The following is a 15,820-nucleotide window of genomic DNA, read 5'->3' on the forward strand; positions in this document are numbered from 1 at the left end:
CTTCTGAGAGGACCAAGCATGTCAAACACCTCCGCGCGTACCGAAAGTCCCGGCACGACACTAAACCCTATGGCGGGCTACGACCGCACCACCTCCTTGTGGGGACCGATCACGATGCTCGCCGGCATGGCGGCCATGCTGATCGGCCCGATCCTGATGGTCTTTGTAGGCGGATACACCATCAGCCCCGGGACGCTGGTCACCGCCGTCGTCGCGATTGCGCTGGTCATGGGCGTGGTTTGGGTGATCGAACCGATCTCCTATTTCCCGATCCTCGGACCAGGGGCCATGTACCAAGCTTTCCTGATCGGCAACATCTCCACCAAGCTGCTGCCCGCCGCGGTCACCGCCCAAGGCCGCATCAACGCCAAACCGGGAACTCCGCAAGCACAAATCGCCGCGACCCTGGCGATTTGCTCGGCCGCCATCATCCACGTCGTTGCGCTCGTGCTCGTCGTCGCCGTCTTCGGGCAGTGGCTGTTGACGGCCATCCCGGCCGACCTGCTCGCCGCCGTCACCAAGTTCGTGGTTCCTGCGGTACTGGGCGCCTTCCTGATGCAGAACATCATCAGCAACCGGAAGCAACCGAAGGTGCTCATTGCCGGCCTCGTCGTCGGCGTCCTCGTCATCTACGTGCTGGTGCCGGCGGTGCCCGCGCTGGCCACCGCCGCCCCACTGTTCGGGGTGGTCCTCACCGCGGCCGCGGTGATGCTGACCTTTAGGCCGAAGCCAGAGGCCGACGCCCAGTAGGGCCATTCCGCCTTGCTACCGCGCCACAACGCGTATCCAACCCCTTCGAAAGGAAAACAATGACCATCGACAGCACCATGACCGCTGGCACCCTGGACACAGACCACCTGACCGCGCTCACCGAACGGACGGCGGCGGCCGCCCCTGAGTTCACGGCAATGGCCGACGCAATCTGGGACGACCCGGAAATGCGCTGGGAGGAATCCCGCGCCCAGGAAAAGCACCAAGGTGCCGCCCGTGCGCATGGATTCACGATCACCGAGAAGGTGGCCGGCATCCCGACGGCGTTCAGCGCAGAACGTGGCACCGGCGGGCCCGTCATCGCGTTCTTGGGTGAGTACGACGCCCTGGCTGACATCAGCCAGGAGTCCGGGAACCCCGAGCGCACCCCGGACCCGGCGAACACCTCCGGCAACGGGCACGGCTGCCACCACCACCTGCTCGGCTCCGGTGCGCTGCTGGCCGCGGTGGTTACCGCGGAGTACTTCGAGGCGGCCGGCATCCAGGCCCGGGTTCGCTACTACGGCTGCCCCGCGGAGGAGGCCGCTGCCGGCAAGACGTTCATGGTCAAGTCAGGGGCGTTCAACGACGTCGACGCGGCCGTGACCTGGCATCCAATGACCCTTACGCGAAGCCGCCAGTCCCTGACGTTGTCGTATTCGCAGGTCTACTTCCACTTCACGGGCCTTGCAGCCCACGCGGGGGCGATGCCCCATCTTGGGCGCTCCGCGCTTGACGCTGTCGAACTGATGAATGTCGGGGTGAACTTCCTGCGGGAGCACATGCCCGATTCCGCACGGGTGCACTATGCGATCACCGATGCCGGTGGCCGTTCCGCCAACGTGGTCCAGGCCCACGCCAGCGTCTACTACGTGATCCGGGCCGAGGACACGCGTCAGATGCGGGACCTCCAGGAACGAGTAGAGAAGATCGCCCGCGGCGCCGCATTGATGACGGAGACAGATTTGGAGATCGAGTTCGACGGCGCGTGCGCCGAGGTGCTCCCCAACGAGGTGCTCGAGCGCACCCTGGAGGGCGTACTGCAGCAGCTCGGCCCCGTGCCGTTCGACGCCGCCGACCAACTCGCCGCCTCGGAATTCGCTGTCGGGCTTGACGCCCGCGAGATTGCCGGGTCGAAGCGGCTCGCCGGCTGGGACGTGCGCGATGAACGCGCCCTGCACGACGAGATTGCCCCGTACCTTCCGGAACAGCCGCGCCCGCAGATGACCGGCTCCACGGATGTGGGCGATGTGAGTTGGGTGGTGCCCACAGTGCAGATCTCGTCCGCCACCGCGGCGCTGGGCACTCCATTCCACGCTTGGCAAACCGTGGCGCAAGGCAAAATGCCGGCAGCGCACAAGGGTATGATCCACGCGGCCACATCCATGGCGGCCATGGCCACTGCCATCGTCACCGATCCCGAAATCCTGGCGGCGGCGCAGCGGGAGCACGCGGAAATACTCGCGCTAACACCGTACCTGGAGCCGATCCCCGACGGCGTCGTAGCTCCACCTCTGCGCACCGCCGGCCGCTCGGCTACACACTAGCCCTCCAACAGTTGGACCCCCGGCCGTGTCGGGGTGGATGGTCAGAGGCCTTGCGCTTTCCGGCATCTACCCCGACACGGTTGCGCCCTATCGATACCCGGCGTGCGAATTCTGCTGAGGCGGGAGGTCGCGATCGTTACCTTTCGAGGCGACCACCGGGAAGATGTCAGGTCGATGATTGGGGCAAGTGACTGCTGCCAGTCCCGAAATGATCAAACCAGTGCTGTGGCGTTGGCGGGTGAGCCTGTGGCTCCGACGATGTTGAGGGGCTTGATGCTGATCAAAGCATCCCAGTTCCCTGTTGAACGCATGTACCGGCTGAGCGGACCCAGCTTCCAGAGTTCACCAAGGGGCATTCCAAGTTTGGCGAGGAGTTGCTGGTGCATCATTCCGTGATCGTTGGGTGCAGTATTTTTGAAGGGACTGTCGGGAACGGCAGGAAGGCATTCGAGGGCAAAGTTGTCGGCCGCCACAAGGGCAAGCTGGTTGTCCCATGCCCACGCTACGAATTCGTGTGATTGGGCAATGCCCGTAGCGCGGCGGCTTTCCCGCAGATCCTGCTTGTGGCCGGGAGACAAGGCAAGGAACCATTCGCACCAGCCGGTGTGGAGCATCAGGATGTCGCCTGGCCGGAGGGCGACGGACTGCTCCGACAACGCCGAGTGGATCAGGTCCAGGGTGAGGGGTTCTCCGGCGGCGTGGTCAATGGACGATCCGTGGGCGGACCGGTAGCCGTCAAGATCCACAAGAACGCCGCGGCCCACAATGGGTTCCTCGGCCCAGCCCTGTATCCCCAGTTCCGGAGTGCCTGCCTCGACACGGTCATCCGGGGTGCCGTTGTAGAAACCGACGTCGTCCGCCCTTCGGTGCCTAAGCCCGTCGATCTGCGTAGAGCCCTGAAGGAAGTAGCCGTCCAGGTAGTCGTCCCGGTGGGCAGGGTGCGATGAGTAGATCGTGTGGCGTGGGGCGCCGCGCTTCAGCGACATCCCGGGGTCGAAGGCGTCCGCGGCATAGTCCAGGCCAAAGGCCGTCCCTGCCCGGATGCAGTCCCGCGCCTGTAGAACGGCGTGCGGGCTGATGAACGACGGCGTCCCGCGGGTTTCATCGGGAAACAGTCCCCACGAGGTGCCGGCGAGGTTCCCATTCCGTTGGAGCAGCTCGGCGAAGGTGGGGTACTTCCCGTTGGAGGTATTCGTCACCGGCTCCGGGCCTCCTCGGGTTGGCTTTGCTTTTGATGGCGTTTATAGCTGAGGAGGAAACCGGCGATCGCGCAGATGGAGGCGGCGATGCACATCGGGTCCTTCAAGGAATCGTTGAGGAACGTCAGCCATTCGCCTTGGCCCAGCACGAGGGAGACGCTTTGTCCTGCCACGAACACCACCCCGCCCAGGAGCAGGGCGGCGAGTGTGAGGACGAAGATGGTTTGGATGAGTTTCACGGAAACTTCCTTAGACGGGCAGGATGCCGAGGATGATCAGGACGCCGATGCCCAACAACGGCAGTGCGTAGTGGGTCAGTAACCGGGCGAACGTCGTGATGGGGTTGACGTCGGCGATCCCGCAGGCAACATACAGCGGCGCACCTCCGGGCGGAACAGCGGCTTCACACGATGAAAAGACCAAAACAGCCACCGCGGCAGTCGTCGCCGGCACGCCGGCGGCTACCAGCGTGGCTACACCAACGGTCCCGACGGCGGCCATGGTCGCCGTCGCGGACAGGGGTGCAGCCACGGCAATCACGATCAATCCAATAAGGATCGCGAGCAGCCACAACGGCAGGTTCATCTGATGGAGCAACGTGGTCATCTGCTGCGGCAAACCTGTAGCGGCGAGGGCATTGGCACCGGCAAAAGCAAACACCACGGTGATCCCGACAACACCGAACCTGGGCGCGGAACTCTCCAGGAGCTTCCACCAGTCCTGTCTTCCACGCGGCAGGCGCTTCCAGCCGAGCAGTGCCCCTGTGATGATGAGAACCACCGGGATCCAAACAATGACGCTGACAGACTTGGTGACATCACCGCCAGTCCAGTCGGACAACGCCGTGGCGATGGCCCCGGAAGTGATGATCAGCGGAATGGCAACCACTACGAAGAGCAGCAGGGTGGCCCATCCCTGGCGGAAAGCGGTTGTCACAGTGAGTCTGTGTGCCGCATCCAGCGGAGCCATCGCGCTCTTGCGGATAAGCAGCCATGTGACTATTAGCCGGTGCAGGAAGCACCACAGCCCACCGAACAACAACGGCAGCACGAGATCGTTGATGTTCAGCAAGGGTCCTACCGTGGCGGATCCCACTAGGACGAACATGGATGCGCTGAAAGGGAACGTGATGCCCATCCCCGCGTTTCCGGCCACCAAGGTAGCGGCTGCGGGCTTGTCCAGCTTGGACTTTTCCATCCAGGGAATGGTGACAGAACCAACGGTTGCTGCGATGGCTGCTTGGTTGTGGACCACACCTCCCAGGCCAGCGGATGCCACGGTGGAGACCCACGCTGGACCACCTTTGACTCCGCCGATCAGGGAGTTCAGCAGGTCAATGAGACGATCCAGCACGCCGGACCTGTCCAACAGGTGGCCCATGAAAACGAAGGCCATGGTGGCGTACACGATCTCATCGGTCACTGCAGAGTAAAGCGATTTCCAGCCGATCTGCAGGGCAGCGGCTCCGGTGAAGGGAAGTATCACGAGGAAACCGATGATCATGGCTTCGCCGACGCTGCGCTTGATGAGGGTAGTCCACAGCAGGATGACGGCCAAGTAGGCGCCGAGGGCCCAAATGCCGATCATGATGCTGCTCCTGGAAGAAGGTGTGCTGGTGAGTGGGTCACCGTTGGTCCTGTTCTGATTCTTCCCGATGCCGGACTCAGCGCAAGGCTGCGGCGGCTTCTGTGGGTTCTGTTGCCATGCGTGCGAGGGCAGCCGCTGATGCTGTGGTCATCTCTGCGGGCACCTCCAGGTCCGACGACAGGTAGTGGGCTGTGTCCTGCATTTCCTTGGAACGGCGTTGGGCATGTTTTGCAGTGCCGGAGAGGAACCGGTCTATCACTGCTTGCCCGTCACCAGCCAGTTGGCCGGCGATCTGGCCGCGGATCCACTCTTCGAGACCGGCAGCTCTCCCTGCAGTGACTGCTTCGACCACTACGGAGGCAAGGCCTTTCATCAGGACGCTGCGGAGCAGCTTGTGTGCCATGGCAGCACCAGGCTCGCCGTCGGCGATTTCGACGTGGGCGCCTAGCGGGCCGAGCAGGTCGGCCACCGCTCCGGAGCCGGGTCCGCTGACCATCAACGGTGTCTTGGCCCCCAGGGTGGGGACGGGTCCAAGGATCGCTACGTCGGCGAAGAGTGCTTCGCTGGGCACCTGCCCAAGTTCCTGCATAACGTGCGGCGAGGACGACGTGAAGTCTGCGTAGCAGCTGCCGGCGGGCAGCACGGGCAAACACTCCTGGGCAACGGCCCGGGCGGCCGCTGCGCCTGTAAGCACCAGGACGATGTCCGCATTGGCGCAGGCTTCCGCGGCCGTGGTAGCCCGGGTAACACCGGCGGGAGTGTTTGGGGCAACGGGATCGAATCCGCTGACCCGGTGCCCCGCGGCAACCAGGGCGGCCGCGTAGGTGGCTCCGGCCTCACCGAGGCCGATGACTGTGCAAGCTGTCATGTTCGTCTGTCTTTCTTACTTTGCCCGGTCCGCGATGATGGCGGCCCTGCGGTTCGTTTCGTCGGCGAACACGGCCTCGGCGGCCTCGGCCACGTTTGCTGCCTGTTCACGCGGGATGATGACGACGCCGTCGGAGTCGCCGATGATGATGTCGCCTGGCATGACGGGTACGCCTCCAAACGAGATCGGTGTCCCCAGGCGGGACGGTCCGTTCTTGTAAGGCCCAGCGGGGGTGGTTGATCGGGCAAAGACGGGCATCCCGATTTCCCCAAGAGTCTCGGCGTCCCGGGCTGCGCCGTCCAGTGCGAACCCGGCGATGCCGAGGTTGATGGCGCGTTCCCCGATGAGTTCTCCTAACAGGGCCCGGGACTCGTCTCCGCCGCCTGCGACGACGATGATGTCGCCCGGATGGGCGAGCTGCAATGCGCGATGAATGCCCTGGTTGTCGCCCGGGCGGGTCCAAACCGTGAAGGCCGGACCGGCAATACGTGCGCCTGGCCATATGGCCTGGATGGCCGAGTCGGCAACCCCCAGACGGTCCATAGCATCGCCGATGTTCGCAGCCGGCAGCTTGGCAAGTCGTGCAAGCACGTCCCCGTCGGGGCGCGGGAAATCGGCGTCGATATCTTCAAGGACTGGAGTTGTCATGATGTGGTTCTTCCGTGTGTGGTGGTGGGATGGGAAGCCGGCTTGGTTCAGTCGGCCTTCTGAACCAGCGGGAGGACCTTTTTGAAGTCTTCTTCCTGGCTTGCCCAGAATTCCTGGTAGTCCTTGCCGGTCAGGTAGCTGGTCTGGAGTCCGAGGTCTTCCATCTTCTGGACCACGGTGGGATCTTCGATTGCTTTTTGGATGGCAGCCTCCAGCTTGGTAGCCACAGCGTCCGGCAAGCCTGCCGGTGCTGAGTAGCCGCGAACGGTGCCCGCTTCGACGTCGTATCCGGATTCCTTGAACGTAGGCACGTCCGGAAGCGAGGGTGCGCGTTCGGCCGTCATGACGCCCAGTACCCGTGCTTTGCCCTGCTTGCTGAGGTCGGTGACGTCGCTGACGTTGGCCACCAGGATGTCCACGTGCTTCCCCAGGAATGCCGTGGTTGCCTGTGAGGCGCCTTCAGAGAAGTGCACGGGTGCAAACTCCGCGCCGGTGGTTTCCTGCAGTTGCGCCAGAGCGAAGTGCTCGCCGGTCTGCAAACCGGTAGTGCTGGCCGTCATGGACTTGGGTTCTGCCTTGGCAGCGTCCAGGAGTTCCTTCAGCGTCGTGTACTGGCTGTCCGGCTGGACGGCGATCACCGTGGGATCGATAACCTGCCGTCCCAGGGGCTGGAAACTGTCGCGGGTGTATTTCGCACCGCGGGCCGGGTCCAGGGGCGAGACGACCACGGACGGGGATCCTGTGGCGCCGATGGTGTAGCCGTCGGCCTTGGCGCTGGTGAGCTGCGTGTAGCCGATCTGTCCGCCGGCTCCCGGTTTGTTGACGACCTCAACGTTGGTACCAAGTTCCTTCTCCAGGATCGGCTGGACCAATCGGGCGGCGGTGTCCACGGCTCCTCCGGAGGAGAAGGAGACAATTAGTTCGATCGACTTTCCTTTCTTGGGGAAGTCGTCGCCTGCGTTGTTGGCGGCGCCGGGGTTGGAGCCGCAGCCGGTGAGCCCGATGAGGGCGGCAGCAGCGAAAGCTGCGGCGATGCGTGTGCGTGTCATGGTTCTTCTCCTTTGAAGGGGGATTACAAATGGGTGGTGTCTAGGTTTCCGGGTCTTCGTTGAGTGCTTTTGGCTTTCGGAGCTTGAGGAGCGGGCTCAGGATGATCAGGACGCCGATGCCGATCAGGACCACCGAGATGGGGCGGTTGACGAAGATGCCGAAGTCTCCTTGGGAGATTTCCAAGGACTCGCGAAGTGAGCGCTCCATAAGTGGTCCCAGCACGAGTGTCAGGACCATGGGAGCCAGCGGGATATCGAGGTGGCGCAGCGCCAGGCCCAGGAGGCCGAACCCGATCATGACGAAAACATCGAAGACGTTGAAGTTGATGGTGTAGGCGCCGATGACCATGAACAAGAGGATCAGTGCGGTGAGGATGGAGGCCGGTACCCGGAGAATTGACGTCCAAAGGCCCACCAAAGGGACGTTCAACAGGAGCAGCAGCAGGTTGCCGATGAAGAGGCTTGCAATGATGGCCCACGCAATTTCCGAGTGCTCGGTGAAGAGGGTCGGCCCCGGGGTTAGTCCTTGTTGGAGGAAGGCGCCCATCAAGACGGCAATCGTGGGGGAGGCGGGAATGCCCAAGGTGAACAACGGGATAAGGGCAGCGTTGGCGTGGGCGTTGTTGGCGGTTTCCGGTCCGGCGACACCTTCGATGGCGCCCTTGCCCAGCTCGTTGCGGTGCTTGGAGAACTTCTTTTCGGCCCCGTAGGCCAGCAGTGAGGAAACGGATCCTGTCATGCCTGGGATGAGGCCAAGCCCGAATCCGATGCCTGTTCCGCGTGCCATGGATGGTGCGCTGCGGCGCCATTCGGTGCCGGTCGGAAGCAAGGAGCGCATCCCAGGTGCGTGTACGGCAGCAGCTTTGGAGTCTTTGCGGTAGGACAGTATTTCGGAGAGGCCAAAGACGCCTACGATCACGGCTACGAAGCTCACGCCGTCCAACAGGTTGTCCGAGCCGAAGGTAAAGCGGGGCGCGCCGGCCACGGGGTCGATGCCCACCATGGAGATCAGCAGGCCCAAGCCACCGGAGATAAGAGCTTTGACCATGGATTTCCCGGCCAATGCGACAAGAAGGGAGATTCCAACCACCATGAGCGCGAAGAACTCCGGAGGGCCGACCAGCAGTCCTAACTCACCTAGGGGTTTTGCGGCTGCCACCAAGCCGAGGGTTGCGATGGTTCCACCAACAAAGGACCCGACGGCGGCGATGGTCAGTGCCGCTCCAGCTTTGCCAATCTTGGTCATGGCGTAGCCGTCAATCGTGGTGATTGCTGAGGCGGCCTCGCCGGGTGTGTTCAGCAGGACGCTGGTGATGGTTCCGCCGTACGCTGTGCCGTAGAAAATGGCACACAGCATGATAATCGCCCCTGTCGCGTCGAGGTTCATGGTGAGGGGGATCAGCAAAGCGACGCCTGCCACGGGGCCGATGCCGGGCAGCACGCCGATGATGGTGCCGAGCAGGCAGCCCAGGAAGGCGAAGATCAGGTTCTGCCAGGTCAACGCGGAAGCGAATCCGTTGGCCAGTTCGTTGAGGGTATCCACGGTTAGAGTCCGATCGAGTTCAGGACGGAAATTGCGGCGGTGGGCAATGCCACGTTGAGGCCGTAGTTGAAGGCGTAGAACGCTCCTACACTGCCGGCGAGGGCAATGATCAGCGATGACACCCATCCGCGGCGGCTTCGTATTTTCAGGTGGTACATCAGAAAGAGGAACATGCTCAGCTGAAAGCCGATCAGGTCCATGACTGCGGCCAGGAGCGCAAGGCTGACGACGACGGCGATCACCAGCCCTCGGTCAACTCCCTGCGGGGTTTCGCTTGGCTGCCGCAATTCCTGAACCAGCCAGATCGCTGACATGGCTACCAGTAGCCCGCCCATCGCGAAGGGAAACATCCCGGGGCCCGGGCCCAGGGAAGTCCATAGGCCTAAGTCGATAGAGCTGACCAAGACATAGACCCCCACTAAGACGAAGGCCCCGATGCCCGCCAGCACGGTGGGAGCAACACGTGTCCCGCGCTGGGGCTTGGTCATAACTGACTCCGTTGTCATTGGTTTTTCCTTCATACATTCCGTGGTCATTCATTTCATAGAATGAAAGAACATTGCGTCTGAAGAAATAGTGACAGGAGCCACATGTGATGTCAAGCGCAAGAAAATTACATAGGATGAAACAATGACCGTCAGTTCAACACACTCCGCCGGTTCCGCCGAAGATGGCCCCAAGGCGGCAAACATGCGTTCCCTTTCGCGGGCCTTGGAGGTGTTTGCAGAACTGCAGCGCGCTGAGCGGCCTCAGCGGCTTAGTGACCTCGCCAGGACCTGCGGCATGAGTCTGCCCACGACGCTCAGAATCCTCCGTGTCCTTCAGGATTTCGGCATGGTCAGCCAGACTGACAAGACCTATCGCGTCGGGCCGGCGGTTCTTCCTGCGGCCCGCAGCTTCCTGGAAAACGATCCGTTAGTAGTTGCGGCACGGCCCATTCTGCAGCAGGTTGCCACGCAGACGGCCCGGACAGCGTCTCTCTACACTCGGCTTGGCTTCGAGCGGATTCTGGTGGCACGTGTGGATGGTGACTCGCCACTCCGGTATGACCTTCCCTTGGGTAAGAGGCTGCCTCTTACCGTGGGTGCCGCGGGAAAAATCCTGTTGGCCTCGGCTTCCGCGGAGGAACTGCAACAGGTTGCCGTGGCCGCCTCCGCGTCTGGCCACGAAAGTGCTGGGTTTACCGCCGACGAGCTACGGGCACGACTGCCCGGTCCGGGCGAAGATTTCGCGTATTCCGCCGACGAGCGCGCCACGGGCGTACTCTCCGTCGCGGTGGCTGTTCCCAACAGGGCTGGCCGTGCGAGTGAATCCATCGCCCTGACGAGTCCCGTTGAGACGGCCACTGAAGCCGAGCTTAAGGCCAGCGTCCCGGAACTGCGACGTGCCGCTGCGCGCTTGTCGGAGCTCCTGATGGGCTCGGTTTATTAGCTATCGGGGATTCGTCCACCGAAAGCAATTTATGCGTGCAGTCGCGGCCAGAGGGACTACGACGGCGGTGGGCCACAGCGTGCGTGGCCCACCTCGTGTTGGGGATGTGCGGGTTGGGTGTTCCTATTTGAGTCCTGATCTGACGAATGCGTCCACGACGTAGCGCTGCAGGAAAATGTAGATCAGGAAGATTGGCAGGCACGCCAAGGCCGAGGCGGCCATGACGGCGCCCCAGTTGTTTCCTTCGGCGCCGAGGAAGCCACGGATTCCTACTTGGATCAGGGCATCGGATTTTTGCATAATCAGGGACGGCCAGAGGTATTCGTTCCATGCGCTGATGAACAGCATGATGCCCAGTGCTGCCAGCGCAGGCCGGAGGTTCGGGATCACCACTTCCCAGAGGGTCCGCCATGATGAGCGGCCGTCCATCTGGCTGGCGTCGAGCAGGTCCTTGGGGAAGGCTTCAAGGTGTTGCCGGAGCATCATCACGGCGAAGGCCGAACACAGCTGGGGGAGTACTACTCCGGTGATGGTGTTCAGCAGCCCCATTTGAGAGACCAGCAGGTAATTGGGAATCATTGTGACCTGGAACGGGACCAGCCATGATCCGACGAAGAGCAGGTACAAGGCCTTCTTGCCCACAAAGTTCCAGCGGGCGAAGCCGTAGGAGGCAAGGATTGCCACGAGCAGTTGGCACACCGCCAGAACAAGTGCCATGCCGAAGGTGTTTGCCATCATCCCAACAATAGGAAGCGTCTCCACCACGTACTCAAAGTTCTCCAGGCTGAACGGGACCGGGAAAGGATTGGTTGATAGCGAATCCGCCGCGGGGCGGAATGCGGTGACGAACATCCAGTAGACGGGGAAAATCGAAGCCGCCGCCAGCACCAGAAGCAGTGCATGGCTGGGGGCCGCAGACCAGGCCACCCACCGGGGGATGTTCCGCGCCTTGGAGCCATCTGCGCGAGCCGTCACAGACGCCGCGGTCAAGGGATCGGGTTGGGCCGGTGGGGCAATCGCAACGAAGGTCATAGGGATCCCTTCCTAGTTGTCGTAAAAGCTGAGGCGTTCGGAAAGCTCCACAAAGAGAAGGGCAATCAGCCCGAACCCCGCGAAGAAGAGCATTCCGGCGGCTGATGAGAGACCGGCGTCGAAATTCCTGAAACCGAACTGGTACAGCAGGTAGTAAATGTTCGTGGAGGAGTTACCCGGGCCGCCCTGGGTCACGAGGTCAATGATCGGATAGGTCCATTGCGCGGAAAGCAGGATGGTCATCAAGGCCAGGAAGACCAAGCTGGGTGAGAGCAGTGGAATGATGATCCGCCACGTGATCTGGCGGCTGTTGGCGCCGTCGATGGAAGCGGCCGCGGCGTAGTCGGGGCTGATACCAGCCAGCCCTGCAGAGACCACCAGAACGCCGAATCCCAGCATCTGCCAGCCAACAATGACGATCACGGACATCATGGACCCATCAGGATCGCGGAACACATTGCCCATCGGGACGCCGAGGGCTGCCGCGATGGCAGGGATGGTTCCGCCTTCGGGAGCAAAAAGCCATCGCCAGATGGCGCTGGTGGCCACCGGAGTGATGAGGAAAGGCACGAAGATCAAGGCCTGATAGGCGGTGCGTGCCTTGCCCTGCACTTTGCGGGAGAGCAGGGCAAACACCAGCGGCAATGCAACGGAGATCCCCAGGAACGCCAGGATGTACAGGCCCGTGTTCAGCAGGGCTTGGTGCAATTCAGGCAGGCTCAGCACCTTCGCGTACTTCTCGACGCCGACGAATTGTTTGGGACGTGTGGGAATCAGGTTCCAGTCATGGAAGGAAAGGTTAAGGGTCTGTCCCAAAGGCCAGTACGTCCACACAAGGAGAAGGACGACGGCCGGAAGGACATAGAGATAAGGGTTCCAAGCGCGGCCGGTGCGGTGCATGACCCGACCGGCCGACGCGCCGGCAGCGACGGGCGCTGCCGGCGGGGCGGTTTCTACAAACATGGTGCGTGTCTTCCTCTAGTGGGCAGGACTAGCGGGCCGTCCCGGCAAAATTGGCATCTGCCGGTGCGGGTTCGACGTCGGGCACATAGTCTGCGCGCATGGCCGCGGTTGCATCTTCCAAGCTCATCTTCTGATAGGCGGCCATCTGCTCGGCGGAAACGCTGTACACCGTGGAAAATTCGCCGATCGGAACCACGGAGTTCAGCACCCGGTCCTGGTAGAGGTGGACAAGGTTGAACGCCTGGGCGCCGTTCTGTCCGCGCATGGTGTCGCGGGGAACGTTGAGATCCTGGGTGTAACAGGTAGCTGATGCAACCGAGACGGGGACGCCGGCGAAGGTGGAGAAAGTGGAGTAGTGCAGGTGACCGGCCAGGATACCTCGGACGTCCGTGCCTTCGATGACCTTCTCGAAGCGGCTCTGCTCACGAAGTTCCACCATGGCCATGATTTCCAGAGGGCTGGGAACCGGCGGGTGGTGCAGGGCGATGAGCGTGCCGTGCGGTGCCGGGGTGGCCAGAACGTTGGCCAGCCACTCGAGTTGTTCGTCGGAGATCTCGCCATGGTGCAGTCCCGGGACGGTGGAGTCCAAGGCGATGATCCTCAGCCCGTTCACGTCGTGGACCATGTCCACGGATTCCTGGCCTGCATCGGAGCCAAGCAGCCCGGCCCGGAACGCTGCGCGTTCGTCGTGGTTGCCCATGACCCAGATGATTTTGGCTCCGAGCTCCTCGGCAACCGGTTCAACGATGTTGCGCAGGCGGATGTAAGCGTCGGGGCGGCCGGTGTCGGCGAGGTCGCCGGTGAAAACCATCGCTTCTGGTTTGACCTGTGCTTTGACGAAGTCACGGAAAAGTTGGCGGAGGTTCTCGTCGCTGTCAACGCTGCCGTGCAAAAGGTCGTTGTCGGCGACGAAGTGGGTGTCGCTGATATGCAGGATGAAATGCTCGGGGCCGGGTGCTGAGCTTCGTTAGTCATGGTGTTCTCCTAGGTATCAGTTGGTGGTGGGGACGGTCAGGACATCGGTAAGGCGTTGGAGATCGGCCTCAGTGAAACCGTGAGTGGTGAGCAGGCCCCTCGCGCTGCCGTAATTGTCTTCAACGAGGTCGATCGTGGTGCCCAGGACTGCCGCCGGACTGGCGGAGATGATCTCGTGAAGGCGCTCGCCGACGGCACCCAGGCCCGGGTGGCTTTGGACGGCGGCCACCATTTTCTCGCTCCATTCGCCCGCAAGGTTGGTCTCGGTGGCTTCGTAGTCGCGGATTACCAAGTTCCGGTCGACGCCTGCTGCGAGCATGGCCAGGGCGATCACCACACCGGTCCGGTCTTTACCTGCTGTGCAGTGCACCAGGACAGGGGCAGTTCCGGAGTCGGCGATCAGTCTCACAGCGTCTGCAAGGCGTTGGGCGTGCAGGCTGATCATCAGTGCGTAGATGTTCTGGAGCGTGATCGATTCGGCAGCCCCCGGGACTTTGCCGGCGTCGAAGATCGGATGGTGTCGAACTTCGATGGGAAGCCCGTCCAGGCGGCTGGGGGAGTGGTCCAACTCGGTCTGGTCCCGCAGGTCGATGACCATGCCGATGCCCAATTGTGCCAGCTGGTTGCGACCGGCGTCGGTCAGTGCATGCAGGCCGTCAGAGCGGAAGAGTTTGCCGTCGCGGATGGTTCGGCCTGCTGCCGTGGGGTAGCCGCCGGTGCTGCGGAAGTTGTAGGTGCCTTCAACGTTGAGCGGCTCGTTGGCTGTTGCGGGGATCAATTCCCCGGACATGGTGGTCACAGTATGTCTTTCTGTATGTGGTTAGCGGGGGAGCAGGTCCTGGGCGCGGCGCGCGGCTTCGGACATAGTGGATTTGGGGTCCTTGCCGTAGTAGACGACGTCCTCGATGGCGGTGGCCAGAATGTCGTCGACCTGGACATAGCTGTTGCCGGGGTAGGAAACCCAGGGCTGGAGACGATCGAGTTGGGCAAGGTTCGGGGCCAGCAGGGGGTTCTTCTGTGCCCAGTCGTACAAGACCCCGCCTTTCTCGGTGAGGGATGGGCGCAGCGGCAGGTAGCCGATCTTGCTGGAAATCTCTTCGTACGCGTGATCGCTGGTCATGAACTTGATCAGTTCCCAGGACGCGCGTTGCTTGGCGGGGTCCTGGCTCAGGATGAAGAGGGCAGAACCGGAGTTCGTGGGAACGGAGGGCTTGTCCCCGAAGCCGGGCATTCCGGCTGCCTTGAGTTGCCAGCCTGTCTTGGCGGCGCTGGACATGAACATGCCTTGCATCGCCGAGGTGGTGAGCTGGAGAGCTGTCTCTCCCTTGGCGAAGCCTTCGTACATGCTGCTTGAGTCACTGTTCCGGAGGACGCCGGCCTTGTTCAACTCGGCCAGCTTCTCCACCGTGTCTACTGCGGCGTCTGCGCCGAAGCCGATGGTCTTCCGGTCAGCTGAGAGCACCTCGGCGCCGTTGGATTTGAAGACACCTTGCATGCACCAGTTGCCGCCCTTGACGGAGCAGGAAATGTCCAGCGAGGGCTTGCCGGTCTTGGCGGTGACCGCTTTGGCCACTGCCAGCACCTTGTCCCAGGTGGAGAGATCGGTGTCGGCAGGGAGTCCCGCTGCCTCAAGCTGGGCTGCGTTGTAGAACAGGACGGGGGTGGAGAAAACGTAGGGGATGCCGTAGGTCTTGCCGTTCCAGTCGGCGAGTGTCTTTGCGTTCTCGTGGAAGGGGTTTTCACCGTTCAGGTGCGTGTCCACGGCTTCCTTTCCCACGAGGTCACTGATCGGCTGGGCACCCAGTTGGGTGGCGGCGAAGTCGAGGGTATCGAAGGTGAGCTGGGCGACGTCGGGTGCCTTCCCGGCAAGCAGCTGTGTCTGGACGCTGCTGACAGTGTTGGATCCGACAGCCCCGCCGCCTTGGGGAGCTTGAGCGGTGACGTGGATGTTGGGGTGTGCCTTTTCGAAGTCTGCGACGAGACCCTTGACAGTGTCCGTCCAGACGCCCGCTTGGGCGAGGTTGTAACTCTCGAAGGTGATTTCTACTTGCTGGTCGTTTGTGAGTTCGGGGATTTTGGCGGCGACGGAGCTGGCCTGGGTTGTACCGCCGCAGGCACTGACGGTCAGTGCGGCTGTGCCGGCCACGATGGCGAGGGCAAGGGAACGGAGGGTTAGCACGGGTTTCCTTCTGGTGTTGGGGAGGACGGGTCGGGATAGTGCTTAGGGA

General features: G+C 62.4%; 16 protein-coding genes. 3 read left to right on the forward strand and 13 right to left on the reverse strand.

Annotated elements, in window-relative coordinates; genetic code table 11:
* Positions 1 to 18 precede the first annotated feature (18 nt).
* Complete coding sequence (locus ARUE_RS09575; protein WP_071162403.1) at positions 19 to 750, forward strand: hypothetical protein; 732 nt, start codon at positions 19 to 21, stop codon at positions 748 to 750.
* Between the two features lie 59 nt (positions 751 to 809).
* Positions 810 to 2,297, forward strand: a complete 1,488-nt coding sequence (locus ARUE_RS09580) for an amidohydrolase (protein WP_014921607.1) — start codon at positions 810 to 812, stop codon at positions 2,295 to 2,297.
* Between the two features lie 212 nt (positions 2,298 to 2,509).
* Here ARUE_RS09580 and ARUE_RS09585 read toward each other — a convergent pair whose 3' ends face one another.
* The 8 genes from ARUE_RS09585 to ARUE_RS09620 form a co-directional block, all read right to left on the reverse strand.
* Positions 2,510 to 3,496, reverse strand: a complete 987-nt coding sequence (locus ARUE_RS09585; RefSeq protein ID WP_014921608.1) for a cyclase family protein — start codon at positions 3,494 to 3,496, stop codon at positions 2,510 to 2,512.
* A complete protein-coding gene (locus ARUE_RS09590) occupies positions 3,493 to 3,735 on the reverse strand; it encodes a hypothetical protein (protein WP_014921609.1) in 243 nt (80 codons plus the stop codon). Before ARUE_RS09590 ends, ARUE_RS09585 begins: the two co-directional genes overlap by 4 nt.
* A 10-nt stretch (positions 3,736 to 3,745) precedes the next feature.
* The gene (locus tag ARUE_RS09595) at positions 3,746 to 5,083 is read right to left on the reverse strand and encodes a TRAP transporter large permease subunit (RefSeq protein ID WP_014921610.1); all 1,338 of its coding nucleotides are present in this window, start codon (positions 5,081 to 5,083) and stop codon (positions 3,746 to 3,748) included.
* A 76-nt stretch (positions 5,084 to 5,159) separates the two neighbouring features.
* A complete protein-coding gene (locus ARUE_RS09600; protein ID WP_014921611.1) occupies positions 5,160 to 5,951 on the reverse strand; it encodes an NAD(P)-dependent oxidoreductase in 792 nt (263 codons plus the stop codon).
* 15 nt (positions 5,952 to 5,966) lie between these two features.
* On the reverse strand, positions 5,967 to 6,599 hold the full coding sequence (locus ARUE_RS09605) for an RraA family protein (protein WP_014921612.1): 633 nt from the start codon (positions 6,597 to 6,599) through the stop codon (positions 5,967 to 5,969).
* 47 nt (positions 6,600 to 6,646) lie between these two features.
* Complete coding sequence (locus ARUE_RS09610) at positions 6,647 to 7,648, reverse strand: tripartite tricarboxylate transporter substrate binding protein (protein ID WP_014921613.1); 1,002 nt, start codon at positions 7,646 to 7,648, stop codon at positions 6,647 to 6,649.
* Positions 7,649 to 7,688: 40 nt separating this feature from the next.
* Positions 7,689 to 9,191, reverse strand: coding sequence for a tripartite tricarboxylate transporter permease (locus ARUE_RS09615; RefSeq protein WP_014921614.1), 1,503 nt, complete (start codon positions 9,189 to 9,191; stop codon positions 7,689 to 7,691).
* A 2-nt stretch (positions 9,192 to 9,193) separates the two neighbouring features.
* The gene (locus ARUE_RS09620; protein WP_043470122.1) at positions 9,194 to 9,697 is read right to left on the reverse strand and encodes a tripartite tricarboxylate transporter TctB family protein; all 504 of its coding nucleotides are present in this window, start codon (positions 9,695 to 9,697) and stop codon (positions 9,194 to 9,196) included.
* A gap of 124 nt (positions 9,698 to 9,821) precedes the next feature.
* On the opposite strand from ARUE_RS09620, the gene ARUE_RS09625 reads away from it, so the two are divergent.
* Positions 9,822 to 10,622: an IclR family transcriptional regulator gene (locus ARUE_RS09625; RefSeq protein WP_014921616.1), complete on the forward strand. Its 801-nt coding sequence runs from the start codon at positions 9,822 to 9,824 to the stop codon at positions 10,620 to 10,622.
* A 123-nt stretch (positions 10,623 to 10,745) separates the two neighbouring features.
* On the opposite strand, the gene ARUE_RS09630 is transcribed toward ARUE_RS09625, so the two are convergent.
* Genes ARUE_RS09630 through ARUE_RS09650 form a run of 5 tightly spaced genes read right to left on the reverse strand, consistent with a single transcriptional unit; the run spans position 10,746 to position 15,771 of the window.
* Complete coding sequence (locus ARUE_RS09630) at positions 10,746 to 11,654, reverse strand: carbohydrate ABC transporter permease (RefSeq protein ID WP_014921617.1); 909 nt, start codon at positions 11,652 to 11,654, stop codon at positions 10,746 to 10,748.
* Positions 11,655 to 11,666: 12 nt separating this feature from the next.
* Positions 11,667 to 12,617: a carbohydrate ABC transporter permease gene (locus tag ARUE_RS09635; RefSeq protein WP_014921618.1), complete on the reverse strand. Its 951-nt coding sequence runs from the start codon at positions 12,615 to 12,617 to the stop codon at positions 11,667 to 11,669.
* 28 nt (positions 12,618 to 12,645) lie between these two features.
* The gene (locus ARUE_RS09640) at positions 12,646 to 13,554 is read right to left on the reverse strand and encodes a phosphodiesterase (RefSeq protein WP_051024961.1); all 909 of its coding nucleotides are present in this window, start codon (positions 13,552 to 13,554) and stop codon (positions 12,646 to 12,648) included.
* Positions 13,555 to 13,608: 54 nt separating this feature from the next.
* Positions 13,609 to 14,382 carry a tyrosine-protein phosphatase gene (locus ARUE_RS09645; RefSeq protein ID WP_071162414.1) on the reverse strand — a complete coding sequence of 258 codons (774 nt, stop codon included), beginning with the start codon at positions 14,380 to 14,382 and terminating at the stop codon, positions 13,609 to 13,611.
* A 30-nt stretch (positions 14,383 to 14,412) separates the two neighbouring features.
* Entirely contained in the window at positions 14,413 to 15,771 is a 1,359-nt protein-coding gene (locus tag ARUE_RS09650) for an ABC transporter substrate-binding protein (protein WP_014921621.1), read from the reverse strand.
* Between the last annotated feature and the right edge of the window lie 49 nt (positions 15,772 to 15,820).

It is taken from the genome of Arthrobacter sp. Rue61a (assembly GCF_000294695.2).
Classification (GTDB): domain Bacteria; phylum Actinomycetota; class Actinomycetes; order Actinomycetales; family Micrococcaceae; genus Arthrobacter; species Arthrobacter aurescens_A.